Origin of the sequence: Niveispirillum sp., from assembly GCF_017996735.1 — a bacterium.
Classification (GTDB): domain Bacteria; phylum Pseudomonadota; class Alphaproteobacteria; order Azospirillales; family Azospirillaceae; genus Niveispirillum.
In genome coordinates this window covers 1-17120 of sequence record NZ_JAGOGJ010000135.1, presented here as the reverse complement: position 1 = coordinate 17120, position 17120 = coordinate 1, and the positions used below count along the sequence as shown (strand labels likewise).

At 62.6% G+C, this 17120-nt stretch carries 13 protein-coding genes; 6 read left to right on the top strand and 7 right to left on the bottom strand.

Going from position 1 to position 17120, the window contains the following annotated elements; translation table 11 throughout:
- Positions 1 to 403: 403 nt before the first annotated feature.
- From KBA48_RS27185 to KBA48_RS27170, 4 genes are all read right to left on the bottom strand, one after another.
- The gene (locus tag KBA48_RS27185; RefSeq protein WP_292911831.1) at positions 404 to 1930 is read right to left on the bottom strand and encodes an ATP-binding protein; all 1527 of its coding nucleotides are present in this window, start codon (positions 1928 to 1930) and stop codon (positions 404 to 406) included.
- Positions 1931 to 2077: 147 nt separating this feature from the next.
- Entirely contained in the window at positions 2078 to 3445 is a 1368-nt protein-coding gene (locus tag KBA48_RS27180) for a glutamate--cysteine ligase (RefSeq protein ID WP_292911830.1), read from the bottom strand.
- A gap of 54 nt (positions 3446 to 3499) precedes the next feature.
- Positions 3500 to 4282, bottom strand: coding sequence for a 16S rRNA (uracil(1498)-N(3))-methyltransferase (locus KBA48_RS27175; RefSeq protein WP_292911829.1), 783 nt, complete (start codon positions 4280 to 4282; stop codon positions 3500 to 3502).
- A gap of 77 nt (positions 4283 to 4359) precedes the next feature.
- Positions 4360 to 5154 carry a hypothetical protein gene (locus KBA48_RS27170; RefSeq protein WP_292911828.1) on the bottom strand — a complete coding sequence of 265 codons (795 nt, stop codon included), beginning with the start codon at positions 5152 to 5154 and terminating at the stop codon, positions 4360 to 4362.
- Between the two features lie 273 nt (positions 5155 to 5427).
- Here KBA48_RS27170 and KBA48_RS27165 point away from each other — a divergent pair, with 273 nt between their 5' ends.
- From KBA48_RS27165 to KBA48_RS27145, 5 genes are all read left to right on the top strand, one after another.
- Entirely contained in the window at positions 5428 to 6324 is an 897-nt protein-coding gene (locus KBA48_RS27165; RefSeq protein ID WP_292911827.1) for a glycine--tRNA ligase subunit alpha, read from the top strand.
- A 51-nt stretch (positions 6325 to 6375) separates the two neighbouring features.
- Entirely contained in the window at positions 6376 to 8616 is a 2241-nt protein-coding gene (glyS, locus tag KBA48_RS27160; protein ID WP_292911826.1) for a glycine--tRNA ligase subunit beta, read from the top strand.
- A gap of 417 nt (positions 8617 to 9033) precedes the next feature.
- The gene (gene ppdK / locus KBA48_RS27155) at positions 9034 to 11715 is read left to right on the top strand and encodes a pyruvate, phosphate dikinase (RefSeq protein ID WP_292911825.1); all 2682 of its coding nucleotides are present in this window, start codon (positions 9034 to 9036) and stop codon (positions 11713 to 11715) included.
- Positions 11716 to 11936: 221 nt separating this feature from the next.
- A complete protein-coding gene (locus KBA48_RS27150; RefSeq protein WP_292911824.1) occupies positions 11937 to 12380 on the top strand; it encodes a hypothetical protein in 444 nt (147 codons plus the stop codon).
- Positions 12377 to 13726, top strand: a complete 1350-nt coding sequence (locus tag KBA48_RS27145) for a relaxase (protein ID WP_292911823.1) — start codon at positions 12377 to 12379, stop codon at positions 13724 to 13726. The genes KBA48_RS27150 and KBA48_RS27145 overlap by 4 nt, the downstream gene beginning before the upstream one ends.
- A gap of 114 nt (positions 13727 to 13840) precedes the next feature.
- On the opposite strand, the gene KBA48_RS27140 is transcribed toward KBA48_RS27145, so the two are convergent.
- Together KBA48_RS27140 and KBA48_RS27135 are read right to left on the bottom strand one after the other, a co-directional pair.
- On the bottom strand, positions 13841 to 14392 hold the full coding sequence (locus KBA48_RS27140) for a hypothetical protein (RefSeq protein WP_292911822.1): 552 nt from the start codon (positions 14390 to 14392) through the stop codon (positions 13841 to 13843).
- Between the two features lie 23 nt (positions 14393 to 14415).
- Complete coding sequence (locus KBA48_RS27135) at positions 14416 to 15186, bottom strand: hypothetical protein (RefSeq protein ID WP_292911821.1); 771 nt, start codon at positions 15184 to 15186, stop codon at positions 14416 to 14418.
- Positions 15187 to 15407: 221 nt separating this feature from the next.
- Between KBA48_RS27135 and KBA48_RS27130 the strand changes: the two genes are divergently transcribed.
- The gene (locus KBA48_RS27130) at positions 15408 to 15983 is read left to right on the top strand and encodes a recombinase family protein (RefSeq protein ID WP_292911820.1); all 576 of its coding nucleotides are present in this window, start codon (positions 15408 to 15410) and stop codon (positions 15981 to 15983) included.
- A 14-nt stretch (positions 15984 to 15997) separates the two neighbouring features.
- Here the strand turns inward: KBA48_RS27130 and KBA48_RS27125 are convergent, their stop codons facing one another.
- Positions 15998 to 16906, bottom strand: coding sequence for a zincin-like metallopeptidase domain-containing protein (locus KBA48_RS27125; RefSeq protein WP_292911819.1), 909 nt, complete (start codon positions 16904 to 16906; stop codon positions 15998 to 16000).
- Positions 16907 to 17120 lie beyond the last annotated feature (214 nt).

Below are 17120 nucleotides of genomic sequence, written 5' to 3'. Positions count from 1 at the left end.
CAGGCCCGCAACCGCCTGAGACATCACCCGCGCGCCGGTGCCGGGAACAAGTGCAACGCGAGAAGATGAGAACAGGTCGAACCGACAAGCGACACATTCCGTTAATACCTGTGGCCTCGAAAGGTCGCGCCGTTGTTTGGAAGTCGCTTGGCGGAACCCATCTGGGCCAGCGGTCATGGGCCGCTCAAACAGGCCGGACACATGAACGCATTCGACCCCAACAAATCATCTCGCCTACCCCTTGTTCCCAACGGGCCGTCCACACATGGTATTATAGGCATCGGCGGCACGTACCGCCGCCGCGCCCGTGGGCGCGGATACTGAGGTCAAGTGGGGCGTGCGGGCGAGCGAGACCCCAACCTTTCGGCGGCTTGGGCAAGAGCGGAATCGGTTAAAGCGGGCTTTAACCGACCGCCTGCAGCGACAACCCCGCCGTGGTTGGAAGGTGGCGGGGCAGGACCATGGTGAAACAGGTCCCCTCCCCCTTGGTCGACGTCACGGCGATGGTGCCGTGCAGCGACTGTGTCACCAGATTATAGACGATGTGCAAGCCCAGACCGGAACCCCCACGGGACCGGTTGGTGGTGAAAAACGGTTCGAACAGGCGGTTCAGATGTTCGGGTGCCACACCGCGCCCATCATCCCGGAACCGCAACTCCACCTGATCGGCCGGCAATTCGCGCGCCTGGATGGTAATGGTGCCACACCGCCCCGGTTCGAACGCATGGATCAGGGCGTTGATCAAAAGATTGGTCAGCACCTGTGACAGGGCGCCCGGATAGCTGTCCATATGAATGCCAACCGGGCAGTCGACCTGGATACGGTGCGGTTCCCCGCGCAAACGCGGCGCCAGGCTTTGCAACACCTCGTCAATATAGGCACCCAGCAGGAAATCCCGCCGTTCGGCGCTGGCCTGATCCACGGCCACGCGTTTGAAACTCTGCACCAGTTCGGCGGCCCGGCTGATATTGGCCTGGACCAGCCGCGAACTGTCGCGCAGCATCTCCTGATAATCGGCCAGTTGTGTGCGGGTCAGCTTGCCGCCCGCCACCACCTTGTCCAACGCCACCACCCCATCCTCCAGATGGGTGATGGCGGTCAGGGCGATGCCGATGGGTGTGTTCAGTTCATGCGCCACCCCGGCCACCAGACCGCCCAGACTGGCCAGCTTTTCAGCCTGGGCCAGGCTGTCGCGCGTTTCCACCAACTGGTGCTGCGCCTCCTCCAGCTCCACGACCTGCTGGGCAAGCTGGTCGCGCTGGCTGGCGATGATGCCCTCCCGACGCGACAGTTCGGCATTGGCATCGACCAGCCGGGCCTGTTCGGCCTGCAGGGCCCGCAGGCGCTGGAACTCCATCCGGCGCAGGGTCGATAGCTGATAGGCCGTGAAACCGCCGAAAATATTGGCCAGCGAATGCATGACGATGGTGGTGCTGATCTGCGACGGGGTCGATCCCGACGCCGGCATGAAGATGCCGATATAGATGCCGCTGGCCGCCACGCCCCAGGGGATCTGAAAAATCACCCGCGTCGGCAGAAACAGATAGTTCATCAGCACGACGATCATCACGAAGAAGCCGACCGTAAGCCCGACCTGGAACCCGTCGATCACCAGCGCGCCATAGGATGTCAGCGCCCAGATATAGGTCAGGGTCAGCATCACCATGCCATGCCGCAACCCCACCAGCCCGGCGCGCACCGGCACCAGCATCGTGGCCACGATCAGGACATAGACCACGCCCCGCAGTGGCATCATCAAGGTGAAGATGGTTTCGCGGCTGAAATAGACAAAGTCCAGCGAGGCGGCCATCAGATAGAAGATAGCGAGCGCCACCAGATTGCGCCGCAACCCCCGCGCGTCCGCCTCCAGCACATGCTGGCGGAAATCCTGTTCCGTCGCCCGATCGGCGAATTCCCCGAATCTCAGCATCTGAGCGGAGCGTCCCTTCCCCATGGCCGCGGCGCAACACGCCAAAGCGCGGGGCGCATTCTAGGCAAGAAGGTCGTGGGCGGCAACAGAAGTGCAACCAGGGGCGGACGGCGGCGCTGACCATGCCGCCGCCCACCGGTTACCTGATCAATAGGCATATTCCTGATAGGCAGGGTCGACGGAACCCGCCCAGGCGCCGTTGTACTTGTCCAGCATCTCCGTCGACAGCGACCGGCCCGACTCCGCGATAGCGACCAGCGGTTCGATGAAGTGGGTCTCGTCATCGCCCATGCCCGCCGTGCGGGCACGGCTGCGCAGGCCTTCCCGCGCGATATCGACCACGCGGCGGGCAACATCCTGCACCGTACCGCCCTGGAACGGGGTCGACAGGCCCAGGCGCGGTACGTCGCGGCGCAAGGTGGCGCGGTCGTCGCGTGTCCAGCCCTTGACCAGGTCCCAGGCGGCATCCAGCGCCGTGCCGTCATACAGAAGCCCGACCCACAGCGCCGGAAGGGCGCAGAGGCGGCCCCAGGGACCGGCATCGGCGCCGCGCATTTCCAGATACTTTTTCAGGCGCACTTCCGGGAACATGGTCGTCATATGGTCCGACCAGTCGGTCATCAGCGGCAGTTCACCCGGCAGGATCGACAGCTTGCCATCCAGGTAATCGCGGAAGGACAGGCCCGACGCGTCCAGATACTTGCCGTCGCGATAGACAAAATACATTGGCACATCGAGCACATAATCGACATAGCGCTCGAACCCGAAACCATCCTCGAACACAAAGGGCAGGTCGCCCGTCCGGTCCTTGTCCGTGTCGGTCCAGATATGGGAGCGGAAGCTCTGGAAGCCGTTGGGCTTGCCTTCCGTGAAGGGGCTGGCCGCGAACAGGGCGGTGGCGATGGGTTGCAACGCCAGCGACACCCGGAACTTCTTCACCATGTCGGCTTCCGACGCGAAGTCCAGGTTGACCTGTACGGTGCAGGTCCGGGTCATCATGTCCAGCCCCAGGCCGCCGACCTTGGGCATGTACTCACCCATGATCTTGTAGCGGCCCTTGGGCATCCAGGGGATGTCGGCGCGCTTCCATTTGGGATTGAAGCCCATGCCCAGCATGCCGAAGCCCAGATCCTTGCCGATGGCGCGCACCTGGGACAGATGCTCGCCCACCTCGCCGCAGGTCTGGTGGATGGTGGAGAGCGGCGCACCCGACAGTTCGAACTGCCCGCCCGGTTCCAGGCTGATATTGGCCATGCCCTGGGTCAGGGCGATGACATTCTCGCCCTCATAGACCGGTTCCCAGCCGAATCGGCGCTGGAACTCGCCCAGGATGTCGCCAATCCCGCCCGGCCCGGCATAGGGAACCGGGGCATGGTCGGGACCACGGAAAACGAACTTCTCATGCTCGGTACCGATACGCCAATCGGCCGCCGGCTTGTTGCCCTTTTCCAGATACTCGACCAGTTGGCGACGGTCGGTGATCGGTTCGCCGCGCGACGTCGGAGGTGCGGACATTCGAGTGATTCCTTAAGAGATAAGGAAGTTGCAGGGACGGCGGGCGGATTGCGGTCAGTCTCGATTGGGCGGCCGCGCATCGCCATCGCCCGACCGCCAGTCGCCCGCCGCTGCCTGCCAGACGGCAAGCGCGGAAAAGGCGGCGGTGTCGGCGCGCAGCACGCGCGGCCCCAGGCCCACGCTTACCACAAATGGCAGGCGGCGCAGGGCATCAAGTTCCTGTTGGTCGAATCCCCCTTCCGGACCCACCAGGAATGCGACGGGCTTGCCCGCCGCCGCTGTGACGGCGGTCACCAGCGGCAACGCCGCCCCGCTTTCCGCCGCCACGAACAGGGTACGCGCCGGGTCCCACCCGGCCAGAAGCTTGTGAATCTCGATCCCATCGGCGATCTCCGGCGCGTCCAGCCGCTCGCACTGTTCGGCGGCCTCCAGCGCGTTGGACCGCAGCCGGTCCAGATTGACCCGGCCGACATCGCCGCGACGGGTGAAGACCGGGACCAGCCTGCCGGCGCCCAGTTCCACCGCCTTCTCCACCACATATTCGGTGCGCCCGCCCTTCAGCGGGGCAAAAACCAGCCAGGGGGCCGGCGGTGCGTCCGGCGCGGGCGCGCGGGTGCGCCGTTCCAGGCGCAGGACACCGGCGGATTTGGACAAGGCCTCGATACCAGCCAGATATTCCCCGTCCTTGCCATTGAAGGCCAGGACCCGGTCCCCCAGCCCCTGGCGCAGCACGGCGCGCAGATAATGGGCGCGGTCGCCATCCAGCGCCGCCGTGCCGCCCGGGGCCAGCGGCTGGTCGATGAACAGGCGGGTACGGGGCAGGTTTTCGGCTTCCATGGGAAATCCGGCAGGTCAATCTCAATGACAGAGATAGACTTATCCGCAGCAAAACCCAAGCGTGCCGAGAGCGGCGATCACGCCAGCATACTCAACAGCCGGCCGACGCCCTGGTCCGGGTTGCGTTCCGTCAGCATGCCTTGCAAGCTCTTGATCAGGTCGCCGGCCCCGCTTTCCAGGGACAGACCCTTTGTCGCCTTCTCCAGGTCCTTGTCGGGTATGTCTTTCAGGACCTCGCGCAATCTGGTGTCATCGCCCTTGTGCGCCTTGTCCGACAGGCCCTGAATCAGGCCCTTGTAGAACTCATTCTCCTTGGCCGGGCTGTCGAATTTCAGATTCTTCATCATGGCGTCGGCCAGTTTCCGGTTCTTCTCCTCCACCCGGTTATAGGCCTGATAATCCTTGATATCAGTGAAGGTATTACCACCGACAACCCAGCTCTTGATCTCGGCGATCTGCTGCTCCTGGGTCTGGAAGGCGGTGTCGGTGATGGATTTCTCCAGCGCCTCTATATCGTCGACACTGTCGACGATATCGCTGGCGGCGGATGTCTGGGGGCCGCCATATTGCGTGTCCGCCGAATAGCGCTGACCCGTCATCATGTCGATCCCGCCGGTCAGGGTGCGGCCCACGGCATCGCCTGCCTTGCCATCCACCTTATAATTGAGGGCAAGATACTCCTTGCCCTCCTTCGTGCGGGCGCCCGTCAGGGAGATGGTGACCTCCCCGTCAGCGGACGTGTAGCTTTCCGCGATGCCACCGACATTGCCGGTTTCGCCATAACTGCGTTTGGCCGACTCAAACACCTTCTTCAGTTCGCTGCGCACGGAATCGATGACAGCCTGGCCGGAAACGGGTGCGGTGCTGGACATTGGCGTTCCTCCTCACAATTTCCGGCGCATGCGGGTGTTTCCACAATCCAAGCGCCGTTTCCAGGAAGTGTCCTATTTCTTAAAATTTTACGCAAATCCATTATTAATGTTCATACCACACGGTTTTCCCGGTGAAATACCATCGGCGCGCAATAAACCAACCTTCAGCCCTGCGTTCCCCGCACAGAACGTAGTCAGGTCGTTGCCTTGATTTGGCCCTTGGTGCCCTCTAAGGTGCGATGCAGTGTAACAAGCGTGTGAAGTAACGGGACCATGGCGGCGAAAGAACCCCTCTCCTTCCAGGGCGTTATCCTGACCCTGCAGAATTTCTGGGCCGCCCAGGGCTGCCTTGTGCTGCAGCCATACGACATGGAAGTGGGTGCGGGTACCTTCCACCCGGCCACCACCTTGCGCGCGCTGGGTCCCGACAACTGGAATGCCGCCTATGTTCAGCCCTCGCGCCGTCCCAAGGATGGCCGCTATGGCGAAAACCCCAACCGGCTCCAGCATTATTACCAGTTTCAGGTGATCATGAAGCCGTCGCCGGCCAACATCCAGGACCTGTATCTACAGTCTCTGGTGGCGTTGGGTGTCGATCCGGCCCTGCACGATATCCGGTTTGTCGAGGATGACTGGGAAAGCCCGACGCTGGGCGCCTGGGGCCTGGGCTGGGAGGTCTGGTGCGACGGCATGGAAGTGTCGCAGTTCACCTATTTCCAGCAGGTGGGCGGCATTCCGGTGCAGAAGGTGGCGGCCGAGCTGACCTATGGTCTGGAACGTCTGGCCATGTATATCCAGGGCGTGGAGAACGTTTACGACCTGCGTTTCAACGATCCGGTCGGCGACCGCCCGGCGGTAAAGTATGGCGAGGTGTTCCACCGCGCCGAACAGGAATATTCCGCGCATAACTTCGAATACGCCAATACGGAGATGCTGTTGCAGCATTTCCAGAACGCGGAGAAGGAATGCGCTGCCCTGCTGTCCCATGGTCTGGCCCTGCCGGCCTATGATCAGTGCATCAAGGCCAGCCACCTGTTCAATCTGCTGGATGCGCGCGGGGTCATTTCGGTGGTGGAACGACAGAGCTACATCCTGCGGGTGCGCACGCTCGCAAAAGCCTGTTGCGAGGCGTGGCTGGCCGACGGCTACCGCCGAGGGCAGGCCGCCTGAACCTGATCATTACGATATCAGAACAATAATCTCCGGACGCTTGTGACCAAAATGGCCGAACTGCTGCTCGAACTGTTCATGGAAGAAATCCCGGCCCGCATGCAGGTGCGCGCAGGCGATGATTTCAAGCGTCTGGTGACGGATAAGCTGTCGACCGCCGGCATCGCTTTTTCCAAGGCCGAAATCCATTCCACCCCCCGCCGTCTGGCCCTTCTGGTTGATGGTCTGCCCACGGCGCAGGCCGATGTGCGCGACGAAAAGAAGGGCCCGCGCGTCGGGTCCCCCGAACAGGCGCTGGCCGGCTTCCTGAAATCCGCCGGCCTGTCCAGCATTGATCAGGCTGAACAGCGCGACACCGGCAAGGGCGTGTTCTATTTCGCGGTGATCGAAAAAAAGGGTGGCGCCACCATCGACGCCCTGCCCGGCATCATCGATGCGGCCATCCGCGAACTGCCCTGGCCCAAGTCGATGCGCTGGGGCGCCAATGAATTCATGTGGGTGCGCCCGCTGCATTCCATCATTGCCCTGTTCGACGGCGCCGTCATCCCCGGTGCGCTGGACCTGGGGGCCGAGAGCATTGCCTATGGCAACCAGACAGAAGGCCACCGCTTCCTGTCGCCGGGTACCCTCACCATCACCAGCTTTGCCGACTACGCTGCCAAGCTGGCGGCGGCCCATGTCGTGCTGGACCGGGAAGAACGCAAGCGCCTGATCCTGGCCGGCGCGCAGGCGGCGGCGAAGGCGGAAGGCTTCGTGCTGAAGGATGATCCAGGCCTGCTGGAAGAGGTGGCGGGTCTGGTGGAATGGCCGGTTGTCCTGACCGGCGCCATCGACAACCAGTTCATGGACGTGCCGGCAGAGGTGCTGACCACCTCCATGCGCACGCATCAGCGTTATTTCGCCCTCGAAACCGCCGACGGCATGCTGGCCCCGCGTTTCGTGGTGGTCGCCAACCGCAGCACCATTGATGGCGGCAAGGCCGTGATCGCCGGTAACGAGCGCGTCCTGCGCGCCCGCCTGTCGGACGCCAAGTTCTTCTGGGACCAGGATTTGAAGGTGAAGCTGGAAGACCGGGTCGCCGGCCTGAAGGACATTACCTTCCATGCCAAGCTGGGCACCCTGGCACAGCGGGTGGAGCGGATTGAGGCCCTGTCGGTCGCCATCGCCAAGGCCCTGAACTGGGACACGACGGTGGTGGAACAGGCCGCCCTGGCCGCCCGCCTGTCCAAGTCCGACCTGACCACGGGCGTCGTGGGTGAATTCCCCGAGGTCCAGGGCATCATGGGCCGCTACGTCGCCTATCACGAAGGCCAGCCGGCCGCCGTGGCAGAGGCCATTGCCGACCATTACAAGCCCCTGGGCCCGAGCGACCGCGTGCCGACCGACAAGGTGTCGATCGCCGTGGCCCTGGCCGAGAAGATCGACACGCTGGTCGCCTTCTTCGGCATCGACGAGAAGCCCACCGGCTCCCGCGACCCGTTTGCCCTGCGCCGTGCCGCGTTGGGCGTGATCCGGCTGATCGTAGAGAACGGGCTGCGGGTGAAGCTGGGGGAGGTGGTTAAGCGTCACCTGCCGCTAGTAGCGCGATCTGCGGGCGCCTCCGTCGGCCATGATGTCGGCAAGGACCTTGAAGAGCTGGTGTTTGGGATCGTCGGTAACGCCAATCCAGTGGCAGCCGAAGACCTGCACGCGCATTTGAAGCCCTACGTTTCGGACGCTGCAAAGCAGACCATACTGGTCGACGTCTTCAACAAATGCCTACGTGGCGCTTCCGATGTGCTCCCGTTCTTCTACGACCGCCTAAAGGTCTCCCTGAAGGAAAAGGGCGTCCGCCACGACCTGATCGACGCCATCCTGGCGCTCGGCGGGGAAGACGACTTTGTCCGTCTGCTGGCCCGCGTCGATGCGCTGTCCAATTTCCTCGCCACCGATGACGGCAAGAACCTGCTGGCCGCTTCCAAGCGCGCCAGCAATATCCTGCGCATCGAGGAAAAGAAGGACGGCCCGCATGATGGCGCCGTCGATGCCGGCCTGCTGACCCAGGATGAGGAAAAGGCCCTGGCCGACGCCCTGGTCGCAGCCTACAAGCAGGCGACCCCCCTGATCGAGGCGGAAGACTTCACGGGCGCCATGGCGGCGTTCGCCGCCCTGCGCCCGCCCGTCGATGCCTTCTTCGAAAAGGTGACGGTGAACGCGCCGGACGCGCCGGTTCGCGCCAACCGCCTGCGCCTGTTGAGCCAGATCCGCGCGACGCTGAACCTGATCGCCGACTTCTCGAAGATCGAAGGCTGACCCCATGAACCTTCACCCCCGCCCCCCCCGCTCTGCACGGCGGGCGCGGTGCGGCGGTGAAGGTAGTGGAATTACGGTTTCCTTGTTGCAGTGCGGTAGTTTGGTAGTGGTGGGGGGCTGTCGCTCCCTCACCCTCCCACCGCTTTGCGGCGGGCCCCTCCCTCTCCCGCACGCGGGCGAGGGGCGGCTTGTCGAGCCCTCACATCAAAATTCCGCCCCTCGCCCACGCCAGTGGGAGAGGGAGGGGCCCATCGGCGCCAGCCGATGGGAGGGTGAGGGCCAACGCGCCCACCCCATCACGACATCCCCCATCCGGGCCCCGGCCCGTATCCCGTGCAACAGCACCCTCAAGTCTGTTGCACGGTGTTTCACAGCGTCACCACCAGACCAACCCCATAATCAAACGGGACCAAGATCATGACGAAGTGGGTCTACAGCTTCGGTGAAGGCAAGGCCGAAGGCCGCGCGGAGATGAAGAACCTCCTGGGCGGCAAGGGCGCCAACCTGGCGGAGATGAGCAATCTCGGCCTGCCGGTGCCCCCTGGCTTTACGGTCACGACGGAGGTCTGCACCTACTTTTATGCCAATGGCCGCCAGTATCCCGACAGCCTGCGCGCCGAGGTCGGTGCCGCGCTGGCGGAGATCGAGCGCATCGTGGGCATGAAGTTCGGCGATGCGGAAAACCCGCTGCTGGTTTCCGTCCGCTCCGGTGCCCGCGCGTCGATGCCGGGCATGATGGACACCGTCCTGAACCTGGGCCTGAACGATGTGACGGTCGCGGGTCTGGCCCGCCGGTCGGGTGATGCCCGTTTCGCCTATGACAGCTATCGCCGCTTCATCCAGATGTTCGGCAATGTCGTGCTGGATGTGGATCACCATCACTTCGAGGAAGTGCTGGAAGATCACAAGCGCGACCACAACCTGAACCTGGATACCGAACTGACGGCCGAGGACTGGCAGGCGGTGATCAAGGGCTATAAGGATGTCGTGCAGGAGGCCCTGGGCCGCCCCTTCCCGCAGGACCCGCAGGAACAGCTCTGGGGCGCCATCGGCGCCGTGTTTGGTTCCTGGATGAATGCCCGCGCCATCACCTATCGCAAGCTGCATGACATCCCGGCCGAATGGGGCACGGCGGTGAATATCCAGGCCATGGTGTTCGGCAATATGGGCGAGGATTGCGCCACGGGCGTGGCCTTCACCCGCAACCCGTCGACGGGCGAAAACGCCTTCTATGGCGAATACCTGATCAATGCCCAGGGTGAGGATGTGGTGGCCGGCATCCGCACGCCGCAGCACCTGACCATCGCCGGCAAGATCGCCAACGGCTCCGACCTGCCGGCCATGGAAGAAAGCATGCCGGAAGTGTTTTCCCAGTTGAACGCGGTCCGCCTGAAGCTGGAAAAGCATTACCGCGACATGCAGGACATCGAATTCACGGTCCAGCAGTCCAAGCTCTATATGCTGCAGACCCGGTCGGGCAAGCGCACGGCCCCGGCCGCGCTGAAGATCGCGGTCGACATGGTCCGCGACGGTCTGATCAGCCAGAAGGAAGGCATCCTGCGGATCGAGCCGAAGTCGCTGGATCAGTTGCTGCACCCGACGCTGGACCCCAAGGCCAAGAAGCAGATCATCGCCAAGGGCCTGCCGGCCAGCCCCGGTGCCGCCAGCGGCAAGGTGGTCTTCACGGCGGAAGAGGCGGAGAAGCAGGCGGGATTGGGTGAAAACGTCATCCTCTGCCGCGTGGAAACCAGCCCGGAAGACATTCACGGCATGCACGCCGCCAAGGGCATCCTGACCACCCGTGGCGGCATGACCAGCCACGCGGCGGTCGTGGCCCGTGGCATGGGCCGGTCCTGCGTGGCCGGTGCCGGTGAGCTGCGCATCGATTACAAGCGCGGCATCATTACCGTCCGCAATGTCGAGGTGCGGGCCGGCGACATCATCACCATCGACGGGTCGACCGGTGAGGTGATGCTGGGCGAAGTGCCTACCATTCAACCGGAATTGTCGGGCGATTTCGCCGAACTGATGGGCTGGGCCGACACCCATCGCCGCATGAAGGTGCGCACCAACGCCGAAACCCCGCTGGACGCCCGCACGGCGCGCAAGTTTGGGGCCGAAGGCATCGGCCTGTGCCGCACCGAACATATGTTCTTCGATGCCGACCGCATCATCGCGGTGCGTGAGATGATCCTGGCCGAAAGCGAGGCGGGCCGCCGCACCGCGCTGGCCAAGATCGCACCCATGCAGCGCAAGGACTTTGTCGAACTGTTCAAGATCATGAAGGGCCTGCCCGTCACGATCCGCCTGCTGGACCCGCCGCTGCACGAATTCCTGCCGAATTCGGAAGCCGAGATGGTGGAAGTGGCCAAGGCCGCCGGCACCGACCTGCAGAAGGTACAGCACCGCTCCTTGCAACTGCATGAGGCCAACCCGATGCTGGGCCATCGCGGTTGCCGCCTGGGCATCTCCTACCCTGAAATCTACGAGATGCAGGCCCGCGCCATCTTCGAGGCGGCGGTGGAGGTGTTCAAGGAAACCGGTGAGACCGTGATCCCGGAGATCATGATCCCGCTGGTCGGCACCAAGAAGGAACTGGACATCCTGAAGGCCGTGATCGACCGCGTCGGCGCGGAAGTCGTGGCCGCCAGCGGCCACAAGGTCGATTATCTGGTCGGCACCATGATCGAACTGCCGCGTGCGGCCCTGCAGGCCGGCAAGATTGCGGAAACCGCCGGCTTCTTCAGCTTTGGCACCAACGACCTGACCCAGACCACCTTCGGCATCAGCCGCGACGATGCCGGCGCCTTCCTGCCCGATTATCAGCGGGCCGGCATCCTGGAGCATGACCCGTTCGTGACCCTGGATACCGAAGGCGTGGGCGAACTGGTCCAGATCGCCGCCGAACGCGGCCGCAAGACCCGCCCCGACATCAAGCTGGGCATCTGCGGCGAACATGGCGGCGACCCGTCATCGGTCTATTTCTGTGAAAAGGTGGGCCTGGATTACGTCTCCTGCTCCCCCTACCGCGTCCCCATCGCCCGCCTGGCCGCCGCCCAAGCCGCCATCGAAGGCGAAAAGCGCGCCAGCGAGGCATAAGGCAAGTGCTGCACCCCCGGCAGGGTACCCTGCCGGGGGCCTTTGCCCCGCCTGGTTATCAGAAGATCGAAACGCAAAAAGCCCCGCTGGTTGCCAGCGGGGCTTTTTGAAGGTCACATGGCGTCCATTGATAGCGCCATATCGAACGAATTGTTCGAAACCCTGTCGGAGTGGAACACCTTTTTAGAGCATCGGAAGGCGTCTGACCGTCCGGTGCCGCCATGCCCCTGACAGATGCCTTCAACAGCGCCGCCAGCGATGCGGGGGCCGTCGGTGACGCTCCCCGTAAAGGGAAAGCCCGCTCCCCCGCGCCGTTCAGCATCCGGCTGACGTTCGAGGAACGGGCCGTCCTCGAAGCGGCGGCGGGAAACGAGTCGCTCGGCTGCTACATCCGCAGGCGCATCCTCGGCGACAGCGTGTCGTATCCGCGCCGCCGTCGCCGTGCTCCGATCCAGGACCATGAAGCCTTGGGCCGGGTGCTCGGGGCACTTGGTCAGGCGAAGCTGGCAAGCAACCTGAACCAGCTTGCCAAGGCCGCGCATACCGGCTCCCTGCCCGTGACGCCCGACACGGAAAAAGCCCTTGCCGCCGCCTGCGACGATATCCGCCGCATACGGCTGGACCTGCTCCACGCCCTGGGCCTGTCCCCGGAGTCGGAGACATGATTCTCAAGGCCAGCCAACGGGGCGGTGGTGGGGAATTGGCCCGCCACCTGCTCCGCACCGACGAGAACGAGCATGTCGAGGTGTATGAGGTCCGGGGATTCGTCGCCGACGATGTGCGCGGCGCTTTCCAGGAAGCCTACGCCCTGAGCAAGGGGACACGCTGTCGGCAATTCTTGTTCTCCCTCAGCCTCAACCCGCCGCAAACGGCAGTGGTCCCGGATCGAGCGTTCAAGGACGCGATTCGGAAGGTGGAACAGGAACTCGGCCTGACCGGCCAGCCGCGCGCTATCGTCTTCCATGAGAAGGAAGGGCGGCGTCATGCGCATTGCGTCTGGTCACGGATCAAGAGCGACACCATGACCGCCGTCAACCTTCCGCACTTCAAGCGGAAGCTGCGCGATATATCGCGTGATCTCTACATCAAGCATGACTGGCGGATGCCGAACGGGCTTGCCAACCGGGACGAGCGGTCGCCTCTGACCTTCACCCGCGAGCAATGGCAGCAGGCCAAGCGCACCGGCCTCGATCCGCGCACGGCCAAGAAAGTCTTTCAGGATTGCTGGGTTGCCGCAGACACGCGCGCGGCCTTCGCCCAGGCGCTGGAAAGCAAGGGGTTCTGGCTCGCCAAGGGCGACCGGCGGGGCTTCGTCGCGGTCGATTTCAGGGGCGAGGTCCACAGCGTGGCCCGCATGGTCGGCACCCCCGCCAAAACCGTTGCGGCGCGGCTGGGCGACCCGGACGGGCTGCCCTCGGTCGAGCAGACGAAATCTATGATCGCCGCCCGCATGACGGCAACCGTGCGGGACGATATCCGCACGGCGGAACGCGGCTTCTCCCGCCGCTGCGACCGGCTGGCGCTCGACCGGCGGGATATGGCCCGCCGCCAACAGAGCGAACGAAAGGCGCTCCGGGAGGCTCAGGAACAGCGCTGGATCAGGGAGACGAACGAACGTGCTGCGCGTCTTGCCAAGGGGCTGCGCGGCCTGTGGCAGAAGCTGACCGGGCGTTACGGGAAGATCAGGACGGAGAACGAGCGGGAAGCCCACCAAGCCCATATCCGAGACCAATCGGAGAAACAGGCGCTCATCCAACGGCACCTGGAGGAACGGCGGAAGCTCCAGGCTGAGATACAGCGGGAACGGGACATCTACGGGCAGAACATGAAAGCCCTGTACCGCGACGTGTCTCAGTATGTCCGCATGGGATCGGAACAAAAGCAGGCGGTCCGGGAGCAATCCCGAAACGCTATTAGGGCGGAAAGGCCCCTGCCGCCTATCGACCTTCAGAAGAACCGAAAGCAGAAACGCACGACAGGAGGCGGCAGACGACGCAACAAGCAGGTCTGATCCTATTCGAGCATCGGCCATGGATGCTTTGAAACGGCTGTATCGCGGAGAAGACGCTTTACCAGCCCGCCCACCCCGACGATCCGGGAAACGACCGATTTATCCTTTCTGGAATTATCGGGTCCGGGTCTGAACCAGTGCCGGGGGCACAACGGACCCGTTCTCGAAATGCCATGCGCCGTTCTGGGATTGATAAATGCGGCGACCATCGGGAAGACGCCAAGCCCCGCGCTGAATATCCCGCAGTTCAGCTTCTGCTTCTTCCTTAGCCTGCTGTGCAGCCTTATCAGATGCGTCAAGTTTCCTTTCCACCCTTTCCCGGAGGATACGCAACCCATCATCTTTATCCTTGCCGCACTGTTTAACCATCATAGCCATGATGATGCGGATAGGATCATCGTCAGGAAACTTGGCAGAATTCCGCAGGATGGCGATATTCGATCCTTCGGCATCTTCCTGATACCAGCGATTGACGCACTTCGCCCGCACGGTCGCGCCATCCGTCTCCTGGAAGGATTGAGCAACAGCTTCAATCGCTCTTTTTATATAGTCGCGCTTCTGCTGATCTGTCGCCGCCGCCAGTTCATGGCCCGTTGCACCAAATGCCATACTTTGCCCGGCAAGGATCAAAGCTATGGCAAGCGTCGCAGCCCCTAAGGCACGCATGTCGGTTCTCCTCAGATGGGGAATTATGCCGGTGTCAGGATTGAGAGTTTGGGTGTGTTGACAACTTGGATGGCATTCCGGTCCGAAGCCGATACGTCCACGTCCATGCGCGCCTGTCGGGCTGCGTGGGACGGTGGCTCCGGTTCGTCTGCCAACATCTTGTCCCGTTTGCGACGTACCGAGTCTGGTACATCGCGCTGAAGGTCTTCTTCAATTTTTTCAAGCTCTTCCTGGCTCATCGTGCCGGGCTTCGCCCCTTGCAAGCGCTGCCGTGCGGCCTCGATGCGCTGCTGGTAGCGTTCGATCTCTTCACGCTGCCGGATGGCTTCTTGTCGCGTTTCCCAATCGGCGGCGTTCGGACGCCACTGGACGGCGGCTTTGTCCTCTTCGGACATAAGGGTGCCGTCCTCATAATAGGCGTGCTTGCCGTCACGGCTCAAATACACACGGCGGCCATCAGGAAGTGTTGTTGCCTCCTCCTCAATGCGCCGTAAATCGTCATCTGCTTCCTGTAAGGCAAGGCGGTTGGCCTCGTCCAGAACGTCTAATTGATGAGTAATACGATCAAATGTCTCATTCCAGACCATGGCTGCAAGTTCCATGGCGTCCATAACGTCGAGTATGTCGTTATGGGGCCTGGCGCTTCCACCATCCGCGCCAGCTTTCCGCATTTTACCATTATCGCGGCCCGCCACTTCGTCGTTGAAATCGTCAAGCTCCTGCTGCCGCTTTACACGGCGCTGGTGCTCAAAGGTTCCTTTTTGACACAGGGAACAGATTTTTCTGCCTTGCATCCAGCAGGTTAATAGTGATCACCATTCAGCAACCAAGAAGGGAATATTAACTGTAACTTAACCGATATATGGGTAATATCGATGTAGTCTGCGGGGATATGAACCATGAAGGACGATGAAATAAAAGGAACCTTTTCGACCGACTGGAGTCAATATATGAATCCGGTGGCGAAGCCGCAAGGCCGCTTATTCACACATGGCAGAGTTTGTTTGTGTACAGCATGAGAATTGGATATGCGCGCGTCTCCACGGAAGACCAAAATCTGGACTTGCAGCGCCGTGCGCTGCTCAATGCCGGCTGCGATGCGATCTACGAAGATCAGGGCGTTTCCGGCGTAGCCCGTCGCCGACCGAACCTGGACCGCGCGCTCGCAACCCTCAACCCTGGCGATATGCTGATCGTCTGGAAGCTCGACAGGCTCGGCCGCTCTCTCATCCATCTGGTCGAGACGATCCGGGGATTGGGTGAACAGGGGGTCGGATTCCTGTCTTTGAACGATAGTATTGACACGACGTCGCCAACCGGGCGGCTGGTGCTGCACGTCTCGGCGGCCTTCGCGGAATTCGAGCGAGACCTGATCTCCGAACGGACACGCGCCGGTATGCAGGCGCGAAAGGCGCGCGGCGAACAGATCGGGCGGCGACCGAAACTGCTACCTCAACAAATAGAGGAAGCCCGACTTCTGCTCGAACGGCCAGGCCAGACGAAGGCTGGCGTGGCCCGCGTGCTTAAAGTGAGCCGCGCCACACTGTCCAGGGCGCTCCAGGGAGAACCTCAAAGGAAAGCAAGATTCTGAGGAATGGGCCGCCATCAGGCGGCCCGTGCCTCCATTTCAGCATGTTGCAGCCTGTGCAGGTAATCCGCTGCCCGTTGGGCATGGGATGCCGCCGTGAAGATCGCCCGCTTGTCATTGTTCAGCACCGTCAGCCAAGAGGCGATATAGGCGGCGTGGTCGCCCCTCACCTCCGGCGTAATGCCCAACTCCGCCGACAGGAACGCGGAACCCAACTCGGCAACCAGTTCCTCGGCGGCATAGCCTTCATCGCCCCAGCGTTTGCGGCCAAAGTCGCGGTTCAGGCGGGATGGATGCCGGGTCCAGTGGGTCATTTCATGCGCCAAAGTGGCATAGTAGCTTTCAGCATCCCGGAAGGTGACGAATTCCGGCATCTGCACATAGTCGGGCTGGATAGCGTAATAGGCTCGGTTCCCGCCATGCCGGATATCCGCGCCCGTCGCGGCAAAGAAACGCTCGGCGTGGTCGATGCGGGAAACGGGATCGAGCTTCGGGGCTGCCGTCGCCCGGTATTGGTCGGGCAAGCCGTCGATCTGTTCGCAATTGAACACGGTATAGCCCTTCATGAAGGGGATTTCCCGCTCCATCTCCTCGCCCGCGTCGGTCGTCTCGGTCCTGGTGATCCGGTCAGCGAACACGACCAGGGAACCCGTTTCGCCCTTGCGGACCTGCCCCCCGATTTCCTGCGCCTGCTTGTAGGTCATCCATATTGGGCAAGTGAAGCCCTTCGCCATGGCGTCACCCCACAGCATGATGGTGTTGATGCCCTTGTAAGGCGTGCCGTTATGGCGCAACGGTTTGGTGATCCGACCAGCGGCGTGTTCCGCGTTCCAGGGTTTGAACCAGGGACGTACCCCCTGTTCCAGGTCAGCGATAATGCGGTTGGTGATCCGGGTGTAGATATCGGCCTTTCCGTTGATGGACATTTTCGTTCCCCTTTCCTCATGTTCGGGTTGCACATGCAACCCGAAGCGAGGCCCGCGCCGGGGAGCGGGGAGTCCGGGGTCAAGACCGTAAGCGTCAGCCGAAGCCCGTCTTGCGGAACGTCTAATAACTGAGATTCTGCCGCCCCCTGATTTTGGTGGTGGCGGATGGTCGGGATTTTGGAAATGGACGGTCTTGGGAGTGCTCGTAAGAGCG